The sequence below is a fragment of the Sphingomonas sp. SORGH_AS_0870 genome (assembly GCF_031453175.1).
In the GTDB taxonomy this organism is placed as follows: Bacteria; Pseudomonadota; Alphaproteobacteria; order Sphingomonadales; family Sphingomonadaceae; genus Sphingomonas.
The window spans coordinates 2,186,450-2,204,274 of the sequence record NZ_JAVIYW010000002.1; the positions used below are offsets into that span (position 1 = coordinate 2,186,450).

The 17,825-nt window shown below is 65.7% G+C and carries 12 protein-coding genes; all 12 read left to right on the forward strand.

Annotated features, from left to right (window positions below; genetic code table 11):
- Positions 1-11: 11 nt before the first annotated feature.
- Entirely contained in the window at positions 12-1,427 is a 1,416-nt protein-coding gene (locus QE363_RS10470) for a metallopeptidase TldD-related protein (protein ID WP_309694992.1), read from the forward strand.
- A 52-nt stretch (positions 1,428-1,479) separates the two neighbouring features.
- Positions 1,480-1,827, forward strand: a complete 348-nt coding sequence (locus tag QE363_RS10475; RefSeq protein WP_309694994.1) for a thioredoxin family protein — start codon at positions 1,480-1,482, stop codon at positions 1,825-1,827.
- The gene (locus tag QE363_RS10480) at positions 1,824-2,432 is read left to right on the forward strand and encodes a hypothetical protein (RefSeq protein ID WP_309694995.1); all 609 of its coding nucleotides are present in this window, start codon (positions 1,824-1,826) and stop codon (positions 2,430-2,432) included. The genes QE363_RS10475 and QE363_RS10480 overlap by 4 nt, the downstream gene beginning before the upstream one ends.
- A gap of 275 nt (positions 2,433-2,707) precedes the next feature.
- Positions 2,708-4,732 (forward strand): glycoside hydrolase domain-containing protein, encoded by a 2,025-nt coding sequence (locus QE363_RS10485; protein ID WP_309694998.1) that lies wholly within the window; start codon positions 2,708-2,710, stop codon positions 4,730-4,732.
- A gap of 91 nt (positions 4,733-4,823) precedes the next feature.
- Entirely contained in the window at positions 4,824-7,343 is a 2,520-nt protein-coding gene (locus QE363_RS10490; protein ID WP_309694999.1) for a TonB-dependent receptor domain-containing protein, read from the forward strand.
- A 5-nt stretch (positions 7,344-7,348) separates the two neighbouring features.
- Positions 7,349-8,434, forward strand: coding sequence for a YdcF family protein (locus tag QE363_RS10495; RefSeq protein WP_309698173.1), 1,086 nt, complete (start codon positions 7,349-7,351; stop codon positions 8,432-8,434).
- 175 nt (positions 8,435-8,609) lie between these two features.
- Positions 8,610-9,461, forward strand: a complete 852-nt coding sequence (locus QE363_RS10500) for a substrate-binding domain-containing protein (protein ID WP_309695001.1) — start codon at positions 8,610-8,612, stop codon at positions 9,459-9,461.
- Between the two features lie 209 nt (positions 9,462-9,670).
- Positions 9,671-10,756: an ROK family protein gene (locus QE363_RS10505; protein ID WP_309695002.1), complete on the forward strand. Its 1,086-nt coding sequence runs from the start codon at positions 9,671-9,673 to the stop codon at positions 10,754-10,756.
- A gap of 213 nt (positions 10,757-10,969) precedes the next feature.
- Positions 10,970-11,932 carry an ROK family protein gene (locus QE363_RS10510; RefSeq protein ID WP_309695004.1) on the forward strand — a complete coding sequence of 321 codons (963 nt, stop codon included), beginning with the start codon at positions 10,970-10,972 and terminating at the stop codon, positions 11,930-11,932.
- Complete coding sequence (locus tag QE363_RS10515) at positions 11,925-13,301, forward strand: sugar porter family MFS transporter (RefSeq protein WP_309695006.1); 1,377 nt, start codon at positions 11,925-11,927, stop codon at positions 13,299-13,301. Before QE363_RS10510 ends, QE363_RS10515 begins: the two co-directional genes overlap by 8 nt.
- Positions 13,298-14,797, forward strand: a complete 1,500-nt coding sequence (locus QE363_RS10520; protein ID WP_309695007.1) for a glycoside hydrolase family 32 protein — start codon at positions 13,298-13,300, stop codon at positions 14,795-14,797. Before QE363_RS10515 ends, QE363_RS10520 begins: the two co-directional genes overlap by 4 nt.
- Positions 14,798-14,902: 105 nt before the next feature.
- Positions 14,903-17,707 (forward strand): TonB-dependent receptor, encoded by a 2,805-nt coding sequence (locus QE363_RS10525; protein WP_309695009.1) that lies wholly within the window; start codon positions 14,903-14,905, stop codon positions 17,705-17,707.
- Positions 17,708-17,825: the final 118 nt, after the last annotated feature.

The window sequence follows — 17,825 nt, forward strand, 5'->3', positions numbered from 1 at the left end:
TAGATAGCGCCATGGCGCGCATTCTGGCGCCCGCCGGGCTGGACATGGGTGACCTGTCCCGCGCGCTGGGCCAGCTGGCGAGTGCGGGCACCGACCTCGCCGACCTGTTCTTCGAGACGAAACGCACGCGGACCTTCTGGCTGGAGGACGGCCGCGTCGCGGGCGGATCGTACCAGATCGGACAGGGTGTTGGGGCGCGCGCGGCGCGCGGCGGCCAGGTTGCCTTTGCCCATTCGGCGGACATGGGGGCGGAGGCGCTCGCGACACTGGCGGCGGCGGTTCGGGCGCTGGACGGGGGGGAGGGCGGTGAGGTCGCGGTGCCGATGATCGGCACGCCGCAGGTTCATAATCTCTATCCGCCGATCACGCTGAACGCGCCGGGCAGCGCTGGCCCGTGGATCGCCTTGCTGGAGCGGATCGACATGGTCGCCCGCGCGGCGGACCCGCGGGTTTCCAGGGTCGATGCCTTTCTGCGGATCGTCGACCAGACCATATTCGTCGCCGATCTCGACGGGCGTGTCGCGGGTGACGTTCGGCCGACGATGCAAGTGTTCGTCACCATCGTCGCGGAACAAGGAGGTCGCCGCGCGCAGGGGCAGGCAGGGCTGGGCGGACGTCATGGGGTCGAGGGTGTGAGCGACGCCCGGATCGACGGGCTCGTCGCACAGGCGGTGGAGATGGCGTGTATCAATCTCGATGCCCGGCCGGCGCCGTCGGGCATGATGCCGGTCGTGCTCGGGCCCGGCTACCCCGGTGTCCTGTTCCACGAGGCGATCGGCCATGGTCTGGAGGGCGATCACCATCGCAAGAATCAGTCGGCCTTTACCGGGCGGATCGGCGAGCGGATCGCGGCACCGGGGGTGACGGTGGTCGACGATGGCGGCCTGCCCGGCCTGATCGGCTCGCTTGGCGTCGATGACGAAGGTTCGGTGGCGATGCGCACGACGTTGATCGAGGATGGCGTGCTGACGGGGTTGATGCAGGATCGGCTCAACGCCGGGCTGATGAACGCCCGGCCGAGCGGAAACGGGCGTCGGCAGTCTTATGCCCATCTGCCGATGCCGCGCATGACCAACACCTTCCTGCTCGCCGGGCGCCACGCGCCCGACGACGTGATCGCCTCGGTCAAGAACGGCATTTACGCCACCGCCTTTGGGGGAGGGCAGGTCGATATCGTCAGCGGCCGGTTCAACTTCACCACGACGCAGGCCTGGCTCATCGAGAATGGCCGGATCACCGCCCCGGTCGAGGGCGCGACGCTGATCGGGGTGGGGCATGAGGCGTTGAAGCAGATTTCGATGGTCGGCCGCGACCTTGCGCTCGACGATGGGGTCGCCAGTTGCAGCAAGGACGGCCAGCATCTCGACGTTGGTGTCGGCCAGCCGACGATCCGGATCGATGCGATGATGGTCGGCGGCGCGTCGTGATCATCGCGCTCGGCGCCCAGCCAGAAATTCCCAGGAAAGTGAGATGCCTAACGTGACCACGATTCTTCCCGGCCATGAAAATCGTCCGGAAACGGCCGACCCTGTCTCGAGTGATGCGCTGCAACTTTTGGTCTTCAGCGCGACTTGGTGCGGGCCGTGCAGGGCCATGGCGCCGGCAATCGACGATATCGCCCAGGATTATGCCAGTGATCTCGTCGTGGTAAAGATCGATATCGAAACATCGCCGGACCTTGCGAAAGAATTCGACGTGCGCGGGGTGCCCACGGTGATCACGCGCTGCGGGGCCGCGATCATCGACCGCCATGTCGGTGGCATGACACGGACACGGCTTGCGCTCATGATCGAGGACGCGTTGAAGCGCGGGAACGCTGCGGAATGAACGGCACGACGACCGTGCCCGCGATGGTGACGCTCCGCCACGCATTGGGGATGGAGGAGCCCGATCCCGTCACAGCCGGGGCCGATGATGCGACGCGGCTGGCCTGCTGGATGCTGAACGCCATCCGGCCATGGCCCGAGGCGGCACGGAACGTCATGCAGGCTTTGCTCATGGCGCATCGGGACGGTCGGATCGGTTCCGCCGAATGGCGAAATCTGCGCAGCGCCGCCGTGGCGCTGGGCGATGACCGCGATGCCGAGGTTCGGGCGTTCGGCCATGTCGCGGAAGCCGCGGCCTGGCCGCTCGCGACCGCGCGGGCAGGGCTGGTCGAAATGATGCAGGCGATCTGCCAGCTCCGCGCCCAGCAAATGGCGAGGGCGACCGGGTGGACGGAGGAGGACGAGCAGGCCGCCCATGTCATCCTGGCGGAGATCGAAGCGGGCGACGGGAGGATGCAACCCCGGCGTGAGGACATCCCCGCTCTTTTCATGGCCGCAAACCCCGCTCTGGAGAAAAGATTTTGCGTGAACCTGACGGCCGCGAATGCCGCCTTTGGCGCTTTTAAAGCGGAGGTCGCGGCTTGGATCGAGGGCGCAACCCGGTAACGGATTGGCAGCGCAGTTAGGACAGTAAGCGCCTGGTGTGGTAGACCGGGTGTGCCCAAAAGATAGCTCCGAGCCTTCGTCTCAAGGTGGATTCCGTTCGGTTAAAACGGGCTCCATGCCGCTTCTGACGTTTGCCATGGTACCACATGAACGCAAAAGGGCGTTTACCCCGCTAAAACGGGCTCATAGCCGATCGGCAGGTCATGGCAGCGTCAAAAAAGGCGCATAGGGAATGGCCCTTTCGCTCGGCGGAGCGACGAACGGGGAAGCAAGGAATGAAATTCATCATTGCGGCTGGGCTGGTCATGATCGCGACGCCCGCATTTGGGCGCGATGCTCCTGCCGATCTGGTCGATCCGTTTGTTGGGACGCTGGCTGATTTCGGGCAGTTGACGCCCGCTGCGGTGGCGCCATTCGGTATGGTGCAGCTGGGCCCCGATACCGATCCCGCCAACCATGCGGGCTATGATTTCGCGGCGGATCGGCTGCACGGCTTTTCGTTGACTCGCGGCGTCGGGGTGGGTTGCGGTGGCGGGGGTGGCGACCTGCTGGTATCGTTGCGGCCCGCAGGGACAAGCGGCCCGGCGGTCATGGACAAGCGCAGCGAGCGCGCGAGTGCCGGCTTCTATCAGGTTGCGTCCGACGATGGGGTCACGGCACAGGCCACCGCGACCCGGGGGGCGGGGCTGCTGCGCTTTCGGGTGAACCGGCCGGGACGGGTCGTGCTGCGGATCGATGCGGGGCACAGCTATGCCAAGCGGGCCTTCGCCGCATGGCGAACGGCGGCTAGCGACGACCTGCGCGCCGAGATGGTGGCGGGGACGGTGTGCGACAAAGGGCTCTACCGTCTCTTTTCGTCCAGCCAAGTGACATTGAACGGTCGCCCGCTTCATCGCATGCTGACCCTGAAGGAGGGCCTTGCGACCCTGGACCTCGATGTGCGGCGCGGCGACGTCGTGGAACTGGCGACGGGCCTGTCGAGTGTCGACGTCAATGGCGCCGCGCTCGTCCGCAAGCGGGAGCTGGGAAATCGCCGGTTCGACGCGGTCGCCGCCGAAACGCGCGCGGCCTGGAACAATGTGCTAGGGCGGGTAAAGCCGGAAGGGTCTCGTGCCGAACGCGCGCTGTTCTACACCTCGCTGTTCCGGGTCTTCCAGACCCCGGTCGCGATCGACGATCCCGATCGTCGCCATCGCGAGAATGACGGCACGATTGCCCGGTCGGCCGCAGGCCAGACCCGTTATGCGAGTTGGTCTCTATGGGACAATTACCGGACGCAGCTGCCCCTGCTTGCCCTGCTGCAACCCGAACGCAGCCAGGATATCGCCCGGTCGCTCGCCGATCTCTATAGGCGCGGCAAGGCGCAATGGGCGACGATGAACGAGCCGTTCCTGACGGTTCGCACCGAACATGCCGGGATCGCGCTGCTCGACATGCGGCGCAAAGGCATCGCCGGGTTCGACGCCAGGGCGGCCCTTGCGGGCATGGTGGCCGACAGCGCCACGCTCCAGCGCGAAACGCCCGACCAGCAGATCGAGGCCGCCTATGACGACTGGGCGACCGCGCAGCTGGCGCAAGACCTGGGGGAGGCGGCGACGGCGCGCCGTTTCTCGGCGCAGGCCTATGGCTATCGCCCGATGTGGCGCTCGGTCTTTCAGACGCCGGGCGCGGACGGCGATATCGTCAAGGCGAGGGGCCTGTATCAGGGGACGTTGTGGCAATATCGCTGGGCGCCGGTATTCGATGTGGACTGGATGGTGGCGACGGTCGGCCCGTCCGAATGGCTGGCGCAGCTGCACCGCTTTTTCGACGCGGGCCTGTTCAACATGACCAATGAGCCGGACATCCAGGTCCCCTGGCTGTTCGCGGCGGCGGGGCAGCCCCAGGCGACCGCCGATCTGGTCCGCAAGATCCTGACGCAGCCGATGGCGCATCCCTATACCAATGCGGGCAAGCTGCCGCAGCCCTTTGTCGGCCGCAGCTTTGCGCTGGCGCCGCAGGGATTTGCCGACGGGATGGACGATGATGCCGGGGCGATGACCGCCTGGTATGTCTTCGCCTCGCTAGGGCTGTATCCGCTCGTGCCGGGCGAGCCCTGGTATGTGGTTACGGTGCCGGCATTTGCGCGCACGAGCATCGATCTGGGGCAGGGGCGACGGATGACGGTGCGGCGGATCGGCCCCCGCGATGGCGTGGTCGTCCGCGCGGACTGGAACGGACGGACGCTGGCGGACTGGCGGGTCGGGCATCATGCGTTGCTGGAAGGGGGCATTTTGACCGTTACGACGCGGCCGCGTTGATCCAGGTTGATGCATTTCCCTCAAAAGCTTCACAAATCTGTCGCGAACAACGGGCATCGGAGCCGCCAATTCATCCGAAACGGGGGAAATCATGACCTTTGCCAAAGCCGCGCTGCTGCGCGCGACCGCCCTGAGCGCGGCCCTTCTCGTCACCCCGCAACTGGCGAGTGCGCAGACGGCCAATGAGACGGCGACGACCGATGCTGCGCAGGCGGATATGGCGGCGCAGTCGGCGACCGGCGAAGAGGTGATCGTCACGGGTTCGGCGCGGCGGCAGCGGCGCTTCGACGTGTCCTATGCGGTCAACTCGCTGGGGCAGGACGATGTGAAGCGGCTTGCCCCGCTGAACTTCGCCGATCTGCTCGGCAAGCTGCCCGGTATCCAGGTCGAGGCGACGGGCGGCGAGGTGCAGAACGTCACGCGCATTCGCGGCATTCCGACCGATGACGGCTATGCGGTGTTCCAGCAGGACGGCCTGCCGCTGTTCCACGACATCAACGGCAATTTCTTTCGCGGCGACAGCCTCAACCGCTATGACCTGATGACCGAGCGGGTCGAGGTGGTGCGCGGCGGCCCGGCGCCGATCTTCGCCAGCCAGGCGGCGGCGATCGTCAATTCGATCACGGCGACCGGCACCGACACGACGCGCGGCAAGGTCCAAGTGACGGTGGGCACCACCGACCTGTATCGCCTGGACGCGATGCAGGCCGGGCCGCTGGGCGAGCGGACCTATTATGCGATCGGCGGCTATCTGCGACAGGATGGGGGGCAGCGCGACAATGGCTTTCCCAATGATCGCGGCGGCCAGATCCGCGCTAATATCAAGCGCGACCTCGACAACGGCACGCTCAAGATCAGCGTCAACTATCTGAACGACCATAACAGCTTCTACCTGCCGATCCCGATCGCCGATCCGCGCAATCCGTCGGTGTCGCTCAATCCCTATATCGATTTCTTCCACGGCACGCTGAACTCGCCGGCCTTTCGCGGGGTGACGCTGAAGTATCGCGACTCTGCCGGTGTCGTGCGCAGCGAGACGCGGGATCTGGCCGATGGCCGTCACATGGAATATGGCAATATCGGCCTGCAATATGACGCCGAATTCGGCGGCTGGCAGTTCTCGGCCAAGACCGGCTATACGCAGGGCAAGCTGCGCTTCGACGCGCTCTATTCGACTTCGAATCCGGTCGACGCCAACAGCTTTGCCAATGGTTTCCAGAGTGCGGCGACGGCCGCGTTCGGGCCCGTCGCGCGGCTGGGCTATGCGCTGTCGGGGACCAATGGCGCGACGGCCTATGACCCTTATGCCGCGTCGGGCCTGGTCGTGCAGGGCCAGTATCGCGGCGTCGATTCCAGCTTCTATTCGGGGCAGGGCGATGTCAGCGTCACGCGCAAGTTCGAGACGGGTTTCGGTACGCATGACGTGCGGCTGGGCGGCTATGCCTCGGCCTATGGACTGACCAACAAGGCGGTCTATCAGGATTATCTGATGGAGGTGCGCGGCCAGCCCCGGACGCTGGACCTCGTCGCCTATTCGGCGAGTGGGGCGGTGCTGGGCTCGGTGACCGACAAGGGCGTGCTGCGTTACGGCACGACGCTGAACCAGGGCGATGTCGATTCCACCGTTTATGCGCTCTATGCCAACGACACCTGGGAGGTGACGCCCGGCCTGCGTATCGATGGCGGCATTCGCCATGAATGGTACAATATCAGCGGCTATGGCCTGACATCGACCTCGGTCAATCTGGGCGATCCCGCCACGCTCGCCGACAACAGCGTCCGCAGCTTCGATGGCGGACGCCAGACACGCAAGGACAGCCCGGTCGCGACCAACTGGACGATCGGCATCAACTACGACGTCAGCACCCATTTCGGCGGCTATGTGCGTGCCTCGCATCTGGAGGTGCCGCCGCAGTCCGCCAGCTATTATAATATCAACCCCGTGCTGGTGAAGACGCAGGCCGACCAATATGAGGCCGGGCTGAAGGCATCCTTCGGACGCAACTACCTCTATATGACGGGCTTCTATACGAAGTTCGATCCGTTCAACGCCTCGTTCGTGGCGTTCAATCCCACGACCGGCCGCAACGACCAGTCGGTGCCCTTTATCGGCCAGGCCGAGGTCAAGGGCGTCGAGGTCGACGGCACGCTGGCCCCAGTGCCATGGTTCTTCGTCTCCGGCTCGTTCACCTATCAGGAGCCCAAGTACAAGAATTTGCAGAACAGCTCGGGTGCCGATCCTTCGGCCGTCAACGGCAAGCAGATCATCCGAGAGCCCAAGGTGTTCGGCAATATCCGTCCGACCTTCGCCTTTGACGCAGGCGGCGATCAGGTGGAGGTCTATGGCCGCTACGAGTTCGTCGGACGTCGTTATGTCGACCTGTTCAACAATACCGGCCTGCCCGCCTATAACACCTTCGGGCTCGGCGCGACGCTGACCCATGGCGGGTTCCAGTTCCAGGTCGTTGGGGACAATATCTTCAACAACAAGGGGCTGACCGAGGGCAATCCGCGCACCGACCAGCTCGACGGACAGACTTCGCGCGATGCGATCTATGGCCGCCCGATCTTCGGGCGCAGCGTCCGCTTCGTCGTCAGCAAGGCCTGGTGAGGCCCATGGGGCGGCTGATGGCGGCGGCGGCGCTGGCGATCTCGATCGCCCAGCCGCTGCCCGCCGCCGCGCCAGCGGTCCGGGATACCCAGTTGGCGGCCATGGCGGCGCGGCTCTTTCCGGCGCTGCACGGACCGCTGGCGGGGGATGCGCGGGATCGGCGCGTCGGGGCCTGCGCGGGAGCGCCTGATTGCGTGGTCGCGGCGGCGATCCTGCGTGACGAGGAGCGGGAAGCCTTCGCCGCGCGCTTCCCGGATCAAGGGGATGACGTGCGGCGGCAGGTCGATGGGCTGAACGACATATTGCGCGTGTACGGCGTCGGCAAATTGCCGCGCTATCCGCTGATCGACGGGTCCGACGCGCCGTTCGGGAGCGAAGCCTTTGCGGCCAAGGTGGCCGATGCGGTCGTCATGGCCGGGGCGCAGCGCGGCGATCCGGCGGTCGGCGGCGACATCAGCCTGTCGCTGGCGCTCGCCCTGCTCGATGCCAATGACAAGAATGCCGCCGTCGCCTTCGAGCCCCTGGATCAGCGGTATAATGCCGCCGCCATCCGGCGGGCGCGGACCATGGCGTGGAGCCGCTATCGCTATACCGCGATCCTGGTCCTCGGGGTTGGGCCGGATGACCTGGAAACGCCGCTCAGCGCCAAGGGCAAGGTCAATGTGCGCGTCGCCGCCGAGCAATTTGCCAAGGGCGCGGCGCCGTTTCTGATCGTCAGCGGCAGTGCCGTGCATCCACGCGACACGCCGCATGTCGAGGCGCTGGAGATGCGGCGTGCCCTGATCGAACGCTATGGCATTCCGGCGGACGCGATCGTGGTCGAACCCTATGCGCGGCATACCACGACAAATGTCCGCAACGCCACGCGCCGCTTGATCGCGATGGACGCGCCGCTCGACCGGGACATGCTCGTGGTCAGCAACGCCTCCCATATCGATGCGGTCGCCAGCCCGGCCTTTGTCGAGCGCAACCGCCGCGAACTCGGCTATCAGCCCGCCACCGCCGATGGGCGTATCGCCCTCACCGCCATCGCCATGAGGCCATCCCATGAGGCGCTGCGCGTCGATCCCGCGGACCCGCTCGATCCCTGAACGGGCATGCCCAACAATGCGGCTCCGTCGATAGAGACACGCAGGCCGAATGCCAGATTTTACGAGCAGGCGGCCGAATTCGGTCTGCGTCAACGGGGTATCGCGAAGATGGATGGCAACACCAAGCCGGGCAGGGTGACGATCCTCGATGTTGCGGCCGCGCCGGGGGCAGACGATGACGATCGGTGTCATCGTGCCCAGGCTGACCGACACGGTCATGGCGATGCTGTACGAAGCCATCGCCCGGGCATGCGGGCGAACCGGTCGTATCGCGCTGGTCGCGACGACCGACGAGCAGGTCGAGGGCGAGCTGCGGGCCGCCGAGTCCCTGTTGCAGCGTGGCGTGGATGGGCTGATCCTGGCCACCGCACGCGACGATGACGATCTGCCCGACATTCTGGCCAAACGTGGCGTGCCGTTCGTGCTGGCGCTTCGGACCGACGGCAAGAGCCTGTCCTCCATCGGCGACGACCGGCTGGGCGGCTATCTGGCGACACGGCATCTCCTCGACCTGGGCCATCGGCGGATCGGTATCATCGCGGGGCCGGGCTATGCCTCCAGTGCCAGGGGGCGGCAGGAGGGATATCTTCGGGCGCTTGGCGAACAGGGCATCGGCCCCGACCCCGATCTCATCGTCGACTCGACGTTCAGCATCGATGCCGGCATCGATGCGGCACTGACCTTGATGCGCCTGTCGTCGCCACCCACGGCGATCTTCGCGGTCAACGACAATACGGCGATCGGGGCCATGTCGGCGCTGCTCAATCTGGGGCTCAGGGTGCCCGAGGACGTATCGCTGGTCGGATATAATGACATTCCCATCGTGGGTTGCCTTCCCACGCCGCTCACGCCGCTCCGCGTGCCCTTCGATCAGATCGCCATGACCGCGCTCGACCTGCTCATCTCGGGCCGCAGTCGGCCATGCGAGCCGATCCAGATGGCAGCACCGACCCTTATTCCGCGACGCTCGACGATGGCCAATGGGGCGAATGAGCGGACGGCGGATGTCGCGACCCGCGAGGGGTAGCCGAAGCGACCGGTCTCCGCCGTCAGGGGCGTCCGGCGTCGTAGCGACATGCGCCGCCACCCATCACGCTCTGACCCCGCCCGCACCATGAATGCGCGCGTGAAGCGGTACTTTCCGCCGAATCCCGTGTATCACAGGGCGATAACGATGGTTCGATAGGAGCGGATGCCCATATGCATGGGGTGCGAAAGGGCACGAACGCGAGCGGAATGCGGCGGTATAACGAGCGGCTGATCCTGTCGGCGATCCGACGATTAAACGGTGCATCCAAGGCCGAACTGGCGCGGGTGACGGGACTGTCACCCCAGGCCGTGGTCCGCATCATCGACGAACTCGACAGTGACGGATTGCTGTTCCAGGCCGAGAAGCGCACGGGCGGCATGGGGCAGCCGGCCACGGTCTATCGTATCAACGGGGCGCGGGGTTACACGGTCGGCGTGGAAATCGGCCGGAACGCCATGACGCTGGTGTTGCTCGACTTCGACGGGCAGCAAAAGGCCGTGCATTGCGATGCCAGCGCCTTTCCGACCATCGATCTGGTCGTGGAACGGATCGACCGGTTCCTGCACGAGCAACTGCCGGCGTCGCTGCGCGATCCCAGCACCTTTCTGGGCATTGGCATAGCGATGCCGTGGTTCCTGGGCGAATGGCGCGACGAGCTCGGCATTTCCGAGGATCAGGCCGAGGAGTGGCGGCGCGGCGATGTCGCCAGCCGCCTGCGCGCCGGACTGCACTGGCCGACCTTTTTCGACAATGACGGTAATGCGGCGGCGCTGGCGCATCTGTTGTGCGGGGCGGGGGCCGATCTCCAGAGTTATCTTCTGATCAACCTCGGCACCTTTGTCGGCGGGGGGCTGGTCCTTGGCGGGCAGGTGGTGCAGGGGCGGCATGGCAATGCCGGGGCGCTGGCGTCGATGCCCGTCATGGCCGATGGTCGGCGCGATTCGCTGATCCATCATGCCTCGCTCTACGATCGGGATCTCGCCGCGACGCCGGCCGAACTGGAAGGCTGGCGACGGCGCTGTACCGAAGCATTGGCCTTCGCGATCTCGGGTGCGAACAGCCTGCTCGATCTCGAGGCGGTCATCCTCGACGGATCGCTGGCAGCGGAGGAAATGGCCGACATCGCGGCGGCGGTGGAACGGCAGCTCGCCGAACATGCCCCACCCGATTTCTTCGCGCCCGAACTGCGCATCGGCACGTTGGGGCGGCAGGCCGCGGCGATTGGTGCAGGACTGTTGCCGCTGCACGCACAGTATTCGCCTGATCTCAGCAGCTTGTTCAAGCGCAGCTAGTCGGCTTTCGCGAAATCCCGCCCGCCTGAGCCATGTCTGGTATCGCTAACTGCAAACGATTGCTCGGCAAGCCCCTGAAAAGCCGCAAAATTTGCCCTTGACCAACTAAATCACACTAGTAGATTTAATGGCATCGACCGCAATAGCGGCAGGTGATGGGAGGATGACGATGGCGACCGTATCTCGGCGTACAAGGCGGGCGGGCTGCTCGTGGTGACCGAACCGCTGCTGCTGGGCGGGATCGAGGCCGGGGGTACCAAGTTCCTGTGCGCCGTCGCCGATCGTGATGGGACGATCCTCGCCGAAACCCGGATCGCGACCACGACCCCGGCCGAGACGCTGGGCACCGCCAGTGCCTTTTTCCGCGAGGCGCAGCGCGTCCATGGCGATCTGTCGGCCTTTTCGGTCGGCAGCTTCGGGCCGCTCTCGCTCAATCCGCTGTCGGCCGATTACGGCAGCATCACCTCGACCCCGAAACCTGGTTGGGAAAATGTCGACCTGCTCGGCCATCTACGCCGGATGACGGACGCGCCGATGACGCTCGACACCGACGTGAACTGCGCGGCGGTGGGCGAGCGGCTGTTTGGCAGCGGACAGGGGCTGGACAGCTTCTGCTATGTCACGATCGGCACGGGGATCGGCGTCGGCTTGCTGATTGGTGGCGCGCCGCATGGCGGGGCGAACCACCCGGAGGCCGGGCATATCATGGTGCCGCGCGCGCCGGGAGACGACGCGTTCGAGGGCATCTGTCCGTTTCATGGCGATTGCCTGGAGGGGCTGGCCTCCGGTCCGGCGATGCGCGCGCGCTGGGGCGTGCCGGCCGAACGCCTGCCCGCCGACCATCCGGCATGGGATATGGAGGCGGACTATATCGCCGCGCTGTGCGCCACGCTCACCTATGTCATTCGCCCAGACCGGATCATCGTCGGCGGCGGGGTGATGCAGCCGCAAATGTACCCGCGGGTGCGATCCGCGCTGGTCGCGAAGCTCGCGGGCTATGATGCCAGCATGCGGGCGATCGATATGGATCAATATGTCGCCGCGCCGACCGCTGGGTCCTCCGCCGGGCTGACCGGCGCGCTGGCGCTCGCCTATCGCACCGCGACACGTCAATGGCCGATGCACTGGCGCATGGCCGAACCCTTTCACGCGAACAAGGAGACGGTCGATGCATAGCATCACCACGCCGGACGGTCGGCAGGATGTGGACGATGCACGGGCGACGATCGCGATCGTGCTGAGCGCGGCCGGGGCGGCGCTGGGCGGGTTGCTGTTTGGATTCGATACCGCCGTCATTTCCGGGGCCACGCAGGCGTTGCAGGAACGCTTTGCGCTCACCGACGCATCGCTGGGGTTCACCGTCGCCTCCGCGCTGATCGGGACCGTCATCGGATCGCTGGTCACCGGCGCGCCCGCGGACCGATATGGGCGAAAGGCGATCATGCTGTCGGTCGCCATCGCCTATGTCGTTTCCTCACTCGGCGCCGGGCTTGCGCAGAGCTGGCCGATGCTGATCGCGTTCCGGTTTCTGGGCGGCCTTGCGATCGGCGCGGCATCGGTCGTGACGCCAATCTATATCGCCGAAGTGTCGCCCGCGAAGTTCCGTGGGCGGCTGGTGGCGATGAACCAGCTCAACATCGTGCTGGGCATCCTGATCGCGTTCCTGAGCAACTATCTGATCGCGCAGGCGCTGCCGCCCGAGGCGGCGTGGCGGTGGATGTTCGGCATCGTCGCGGTGCCCTCGGCGCTGTTCCTGGCCGTGACCTTCCTGCTGCCCGAAAGCCCGCGCTGGCTGGCGGTGCACGGACAACAGGCGAAGTCGGTGCAGGTCATGGCGCGCCTCGGCTTCCTGGACCCTGCGGCCGAACTGACGCGGATCGAGGCTGCAGAACGCCGCGATGCGGGGCAGGGCGATGCCCGGCTGTTCCAGAGCGCGCACAGCTTCCCGGTCGCCTGCGCCATTGCCATCGCGCTGTTCAACCAGCTGTCGGGCATCAACGCGCTGCTCTATTACGCGCCGCGCATCTTTGAACTGGCGGGGGCGGGGGCCGACAGCGCGCTGCTCCAGTCGATCGCGGTCGGGGGCACCAACCTGCTCTTCACCGTCGCCGCGCTGTTCTTCATCGATCGGTTCGGGCGCAAGCCGCTGCTGATCGTCGGGTCGGTCGTATGCGCCGCCGCGCTGCTGCTGGTCGGTTGGCAGCTCGAACGCAGCGTCCCGAACGGCACGTTGATCTTGGGCGGCCTGCTGGCCTTCATCGCCGCCTTCGCGATCAGCCAGGGGGCGGTGATCTGGGTGTTCATCTCCGAAGTCTTCCCCAGCGCGGTGCGCGGCAAGGGACAGGCGCTGGGGTCCACCACCCACTGGGTCGCGGCGGCGGCGATCACCTGGCTTTTCCCGATCGTGGCGAGCGCGGTCGGCGGCTGGGTCTTCGCATTCTTCGGCGCGATGATGCTGCTGCAACTGCTCTGGACGCTGCGCGTGATGCCGGAGACCAACGGCGTCGCACTCGAAGACATGAACCTGAAGGGGCAGGCGGCATGAAGACCATCGCCCTCCTCGCGATGACCGGGATCGCGCTGGCCTCCGCCGCGTCGGCGCAGCGTCCCGATCCGCGCCCGACCTATCACTTCGCGCCGCAGCGCAACTGGATGAACGATCCCAACGGCCTCGTCTATTATGACGGCGAGTATCACCTGTTCTTCCAGTATAATCCGCATGGCGATCGCTGGGGCCATATGAGTTGGGGCCATGCGGTCAGCCGCGATCTGGTCCATTGGCAGGAGCTGCCGATCGCCATCCCCGAGACCGCCGATGTCATGGCCTTTTCGGGCAGCGCGGTGGTCGACTGGAACAACACGACCGGCTTCGGCCGGGACGGCAAGCCGCCGCTGGTCGCCATCTATACGGGGCATAATCCCAAGGCGAAGCTGCAGTCGCAATATGTCGCCTATAGCAATGATCGCGGCCGGACCTGGACCGTGCATGGCGAGGTGCTGAGCGTCGGATCGCCCGAGTTCCGCGATCCCAAGGTGTTCTGGCATGCCCCCACGAAGCGCTGGGTGATGGTGGCGGTGATGGCTTTGGAGAACCGCGCGGTCCTGTTCACCTCGCCCGACCTCAAGCAATGGACCTTTGCCAGCAGCTTCGGGCCGGCCGGCGGGCGGGGCAAGAACTGGGAATGCCCCGATCTGTTCGAACTGCCGGTCGAAGGCGGCGAGCCGGGCGAGAAGCGCTGGGTGCTGGGCATCAATCTCGGCGACAATGCGGTCGGCGGCGGTTCGGGCGGGCAGTATTTCGTCGGCGATTTCGACGGCAAGCGCTTCACCCCGGTGCCGGGCTGGCCCGGCGAAGCGCAGTGGATGGACTATGGCGCGGACTTTTACGCCGCCGTGTCGTGGAACGACCTGCCCAAGGATGACCCGCGCCGCATCTGGATCGGCTGGGCGAATGACTGGCGCTATGCCGAGGCCATACCGACCTGGCCCGCCCGCGGCCTGATGACCGTCCCTCGTGAGGTGACGCTGAAGAAGACGCCCGCCGGTTATCGCATCGCCCAGGCACCGGTGCGCGAGGTGGCGAGCCTGCGCGGCGGGCGACAGGATTTCGCCGCGACGCTCGGCGAAATGCCGGTCGATCTGCCGATCGCGGGCGGCTCCGCCGACCTGACGCTCGATCTCGACACCGGCACGGCGGAACAGGTGACGATCGCCCTGACCGACGAACAGGGTTACCAGACGCTGATTGGCGTCAACCCGACCGTCGACGAGGTGTTCGTCGACCGCACCCGCTCGGGCCCGCATTTCCATGACGGTTTCGCCACCCGCCATATCGCGCCGGTCGACCTGAAGGGAAAGCGGGTGCGGCTGCGCGTGCTGGCCGATCAGTCGATCCTCGAGGTGTTCGTCGGCGACGGCACGCGTACCATTACCGACCGCTTCTTTCGCGGTGGCGGCCCGCTTCGCTGGAGCGCGAGCGCAAGGGGCGGATCGGCGCGGCTGACGATGCAGGCATGGCCGATGACCGGGGGCTCGCGCTGACATGAACGGCTTCGTCATGACGATGGAAGCGATCGCGCCGGGCTGACGCCCACCCCGTCGATCTTTTGAAAATCAAAAAAACATAACGGAAATCTGGGAGGATTTATGCCGAAGACCTTGCTCGCCCTGCTGACATCCAGTGCGCTGGTGCCGCTCGTCGCCAGTCCCGCCGCCGCACAGGACAGGAACGCCCAGGCGCAGGCCGATGCCGCGCCCGAAAACGATGCCAGCGCCGATATCGTCGTCACCGGCTATCGCGCCGCGCTGGGATCGGCGCAGGAGATCAAGCGCAACTCCGCGTCGATCGTCGATGCGATCGTGTCGAACGACATCGGCAAGCTGCCCGACAACAATGCCGCCGAAGCCATTGCGCGCGTCACCGGCGTCACCGTCCAGCGCTATAACGACGAAGCCGGGGTGATCCTGGTGCGCGGCCTGCCCGATGTCGCGACCACCTTCAATGGCCGCGAATTCTTCTCGGCTGAGGACCGCGTGCTGCACCTTCAGGATTTTCCGGCGGGCGTCGCGGCGGGGATCGAGGTCTATAAATCGGGGACGTCTGACCTCATTGAACCGGGGCTTGCCGGGCTGGTCAATCTGCGATCGCGCCGCCCGTTCGACGTCAAGGATACCGAGATCGCGGGCGAATTGCGCGCTTCCTATAACGATCAGGCAAGGGCGTTCGACCCGGCGGGCAATCTGCTGCTGACCAAGCGCTGGGACACCCCGATCGGGGAGGTCGGCGCGCTGATCAACGTCAGCTATGTCCGCACCACCTATCGCAACGCCGATCGCTATGCCGACTCCGCGATCATCTCGCCGCGCGGCTTCGGGGCGAACGATGCCGCCGACGACCTGACCGTGACCACGCCGGGCGTCGGCATGGATTTCCGCTTTCCCGCCAATGCGGGCAATTTCTACGAAAAAGGCGTGCGCCACCGCCCGGCGGTCAACGGCACGATCCAATGGCGTCCGACCCCCGATCTCGAAGTCTTCGCCGAGGGGCTGTGGCAGGCCTATCGCGGCCAGGTGCTGCGTGATGCGTTCAACGTCAATTTCGAACGCCGCGATGCGAACGGCGTCGCGCCGACGTTGAGCAATGTCGTGCTGGTGCCGGGCGAGCCGGACAAGGCGGCCAGCTTCACCAAGACCGGCGGCTATGTCCCCGAATTCTATCGTTCGACCCAGAATGACCGTACCGATACGTGGCAGGCGGCGGCGGGTTTCAAATGGACCACCGGCCGCGCGACGCTGTCGGGCGACTTCGCCTATACCAACAGCAAATATCAGGCGTCGGAATATAGCCTCGACGCCCAGCTCGCCAGCGCGCCCACCATCAATGTCGATTGGGACGTGCGCGGATCGGCGGTGTTCGATCTGGGCGGCTATGCCATCGACAATCCGGCCAATAGCCGTTGGCGCGGCTATTACCAGCGCGACTTGGTGACCAAGGGCGATGGCGTTCAGGGGCGCATCGACCTGGATCTCGAAACCGACTGGGGCTGGCTCCCGCGGCTGCAATTCGGTTTCCGCGCCAGCGATCGCAACGCCTATTCGCAGAACAACAATCGCTATGCCTATACCGCCGGGCTGAACATCCCGCTCGACAGCCTGCCGACGGGGGCGCTCGGGCTTATCACCGACGGGTTTCGCGACGATCCGCAACGCTTCAAGAACTGGCTCGCCCCCAGTCGCGATGCGATCCGCGACAATGGCGAGGCCCTGCGCCTGCTGGCGCTGCAATCGGTCCAGCGCGCGACCCTATTATTCCCCTCGGACAATGGCATTCGCGAGGCGGTGACCAAGTTCGCCACCGCCGAGATCCCGTTCGATCCGCTGGGCGGCTTCACCGCCAGCGAAGCAAGCTATGCCAGCTATGGCCAGGCGAAATACGACATCGACCTGGGCGGGGTGCGGCTCGACGGCACGGTCGGCGCGCGCATCGTCAACACCGACGGCACCTATCGCGGGTTCAGCCGGGTGCAGGGCGCCGACGGCACGGTCGGTATCGTCCCCAGCGTCACGCGCCAGAATTATGTCGATGTGCTGCCCTCCGCGATCGCGCGGATCCGCTTCTCGAACGAATGGCAGATACGGCTGGGCTATACCCAGACGCGGACCCGGCCGGGCTTCGGCCCGCTCAATCCGTCGATCAACATCACCCGCAACAGTCCGGGTCCCGACGGCACGCCGCCGGTGTTCGACGCGAGCGGTTCGGGCGGCAATCCCGACCTGCGGCCGCTGACGTCGAAGAACTACGATGCGTCGCTCGAATGGTATTTCTCGAAGAACGGATCGGCATCGGTCGCCGCCTTCTATCGCGACCTGAACGGCTTCATCGGCTATTATACCCAGGTCGTGAACGATCCCATCTATGGCCGCGTCCAGCTCAACCGGCCGGAAAATGCCGGTGACGGGCGGATCAAGGGGATCGAGGCGTCGCTCCAGACCTTTTTCGACTTCCTGCCCGGTGCGCTGTCGGGCTTCGGCGTCCAGGGCAACGTCACCTATCTCGATGGCACCAATCAGTTGCCCCGCGTGCTGGGCGAGGGCGACCGGCAGGTGGAGATTACCGGCCTGTCGAAATGGGCGTACAATCTGACGGCCTTTTACGAGAAGAGCGGCATCTCCGCGCGGCTGTCCTATAACTGGCGATCGCGCTACGTCACCAGCTACAACCGCAATATCAACGAAGACCAATATGCCGGTGAGCTGGTGCGGCCGGTCTCCCGGCTCGATTTTTCGGCCAGCTACGATGCGTTCCGCAATATCTCCTTGGTCGCGAACGTCAGCAATATTCTGGCGCAACCTTTCAAGAACTATCGCTTCTACAACGAAACGCAGTTCTTTGGCCGCGATCTGCGGGTGGAGGGGCGCTATTTCAGCCTGGGTGTCCGCTTCAAGATGTAATCTGGGCGGCGGACGTGCCTTGCCGCGTCCGCCGGACCGTCCCGATGCGAATATCGCGCGATCGCTCGAAGAAGCGATGCGCGGAGGATGACGTGCGGCGGCTCGTCGCACGCGGAGA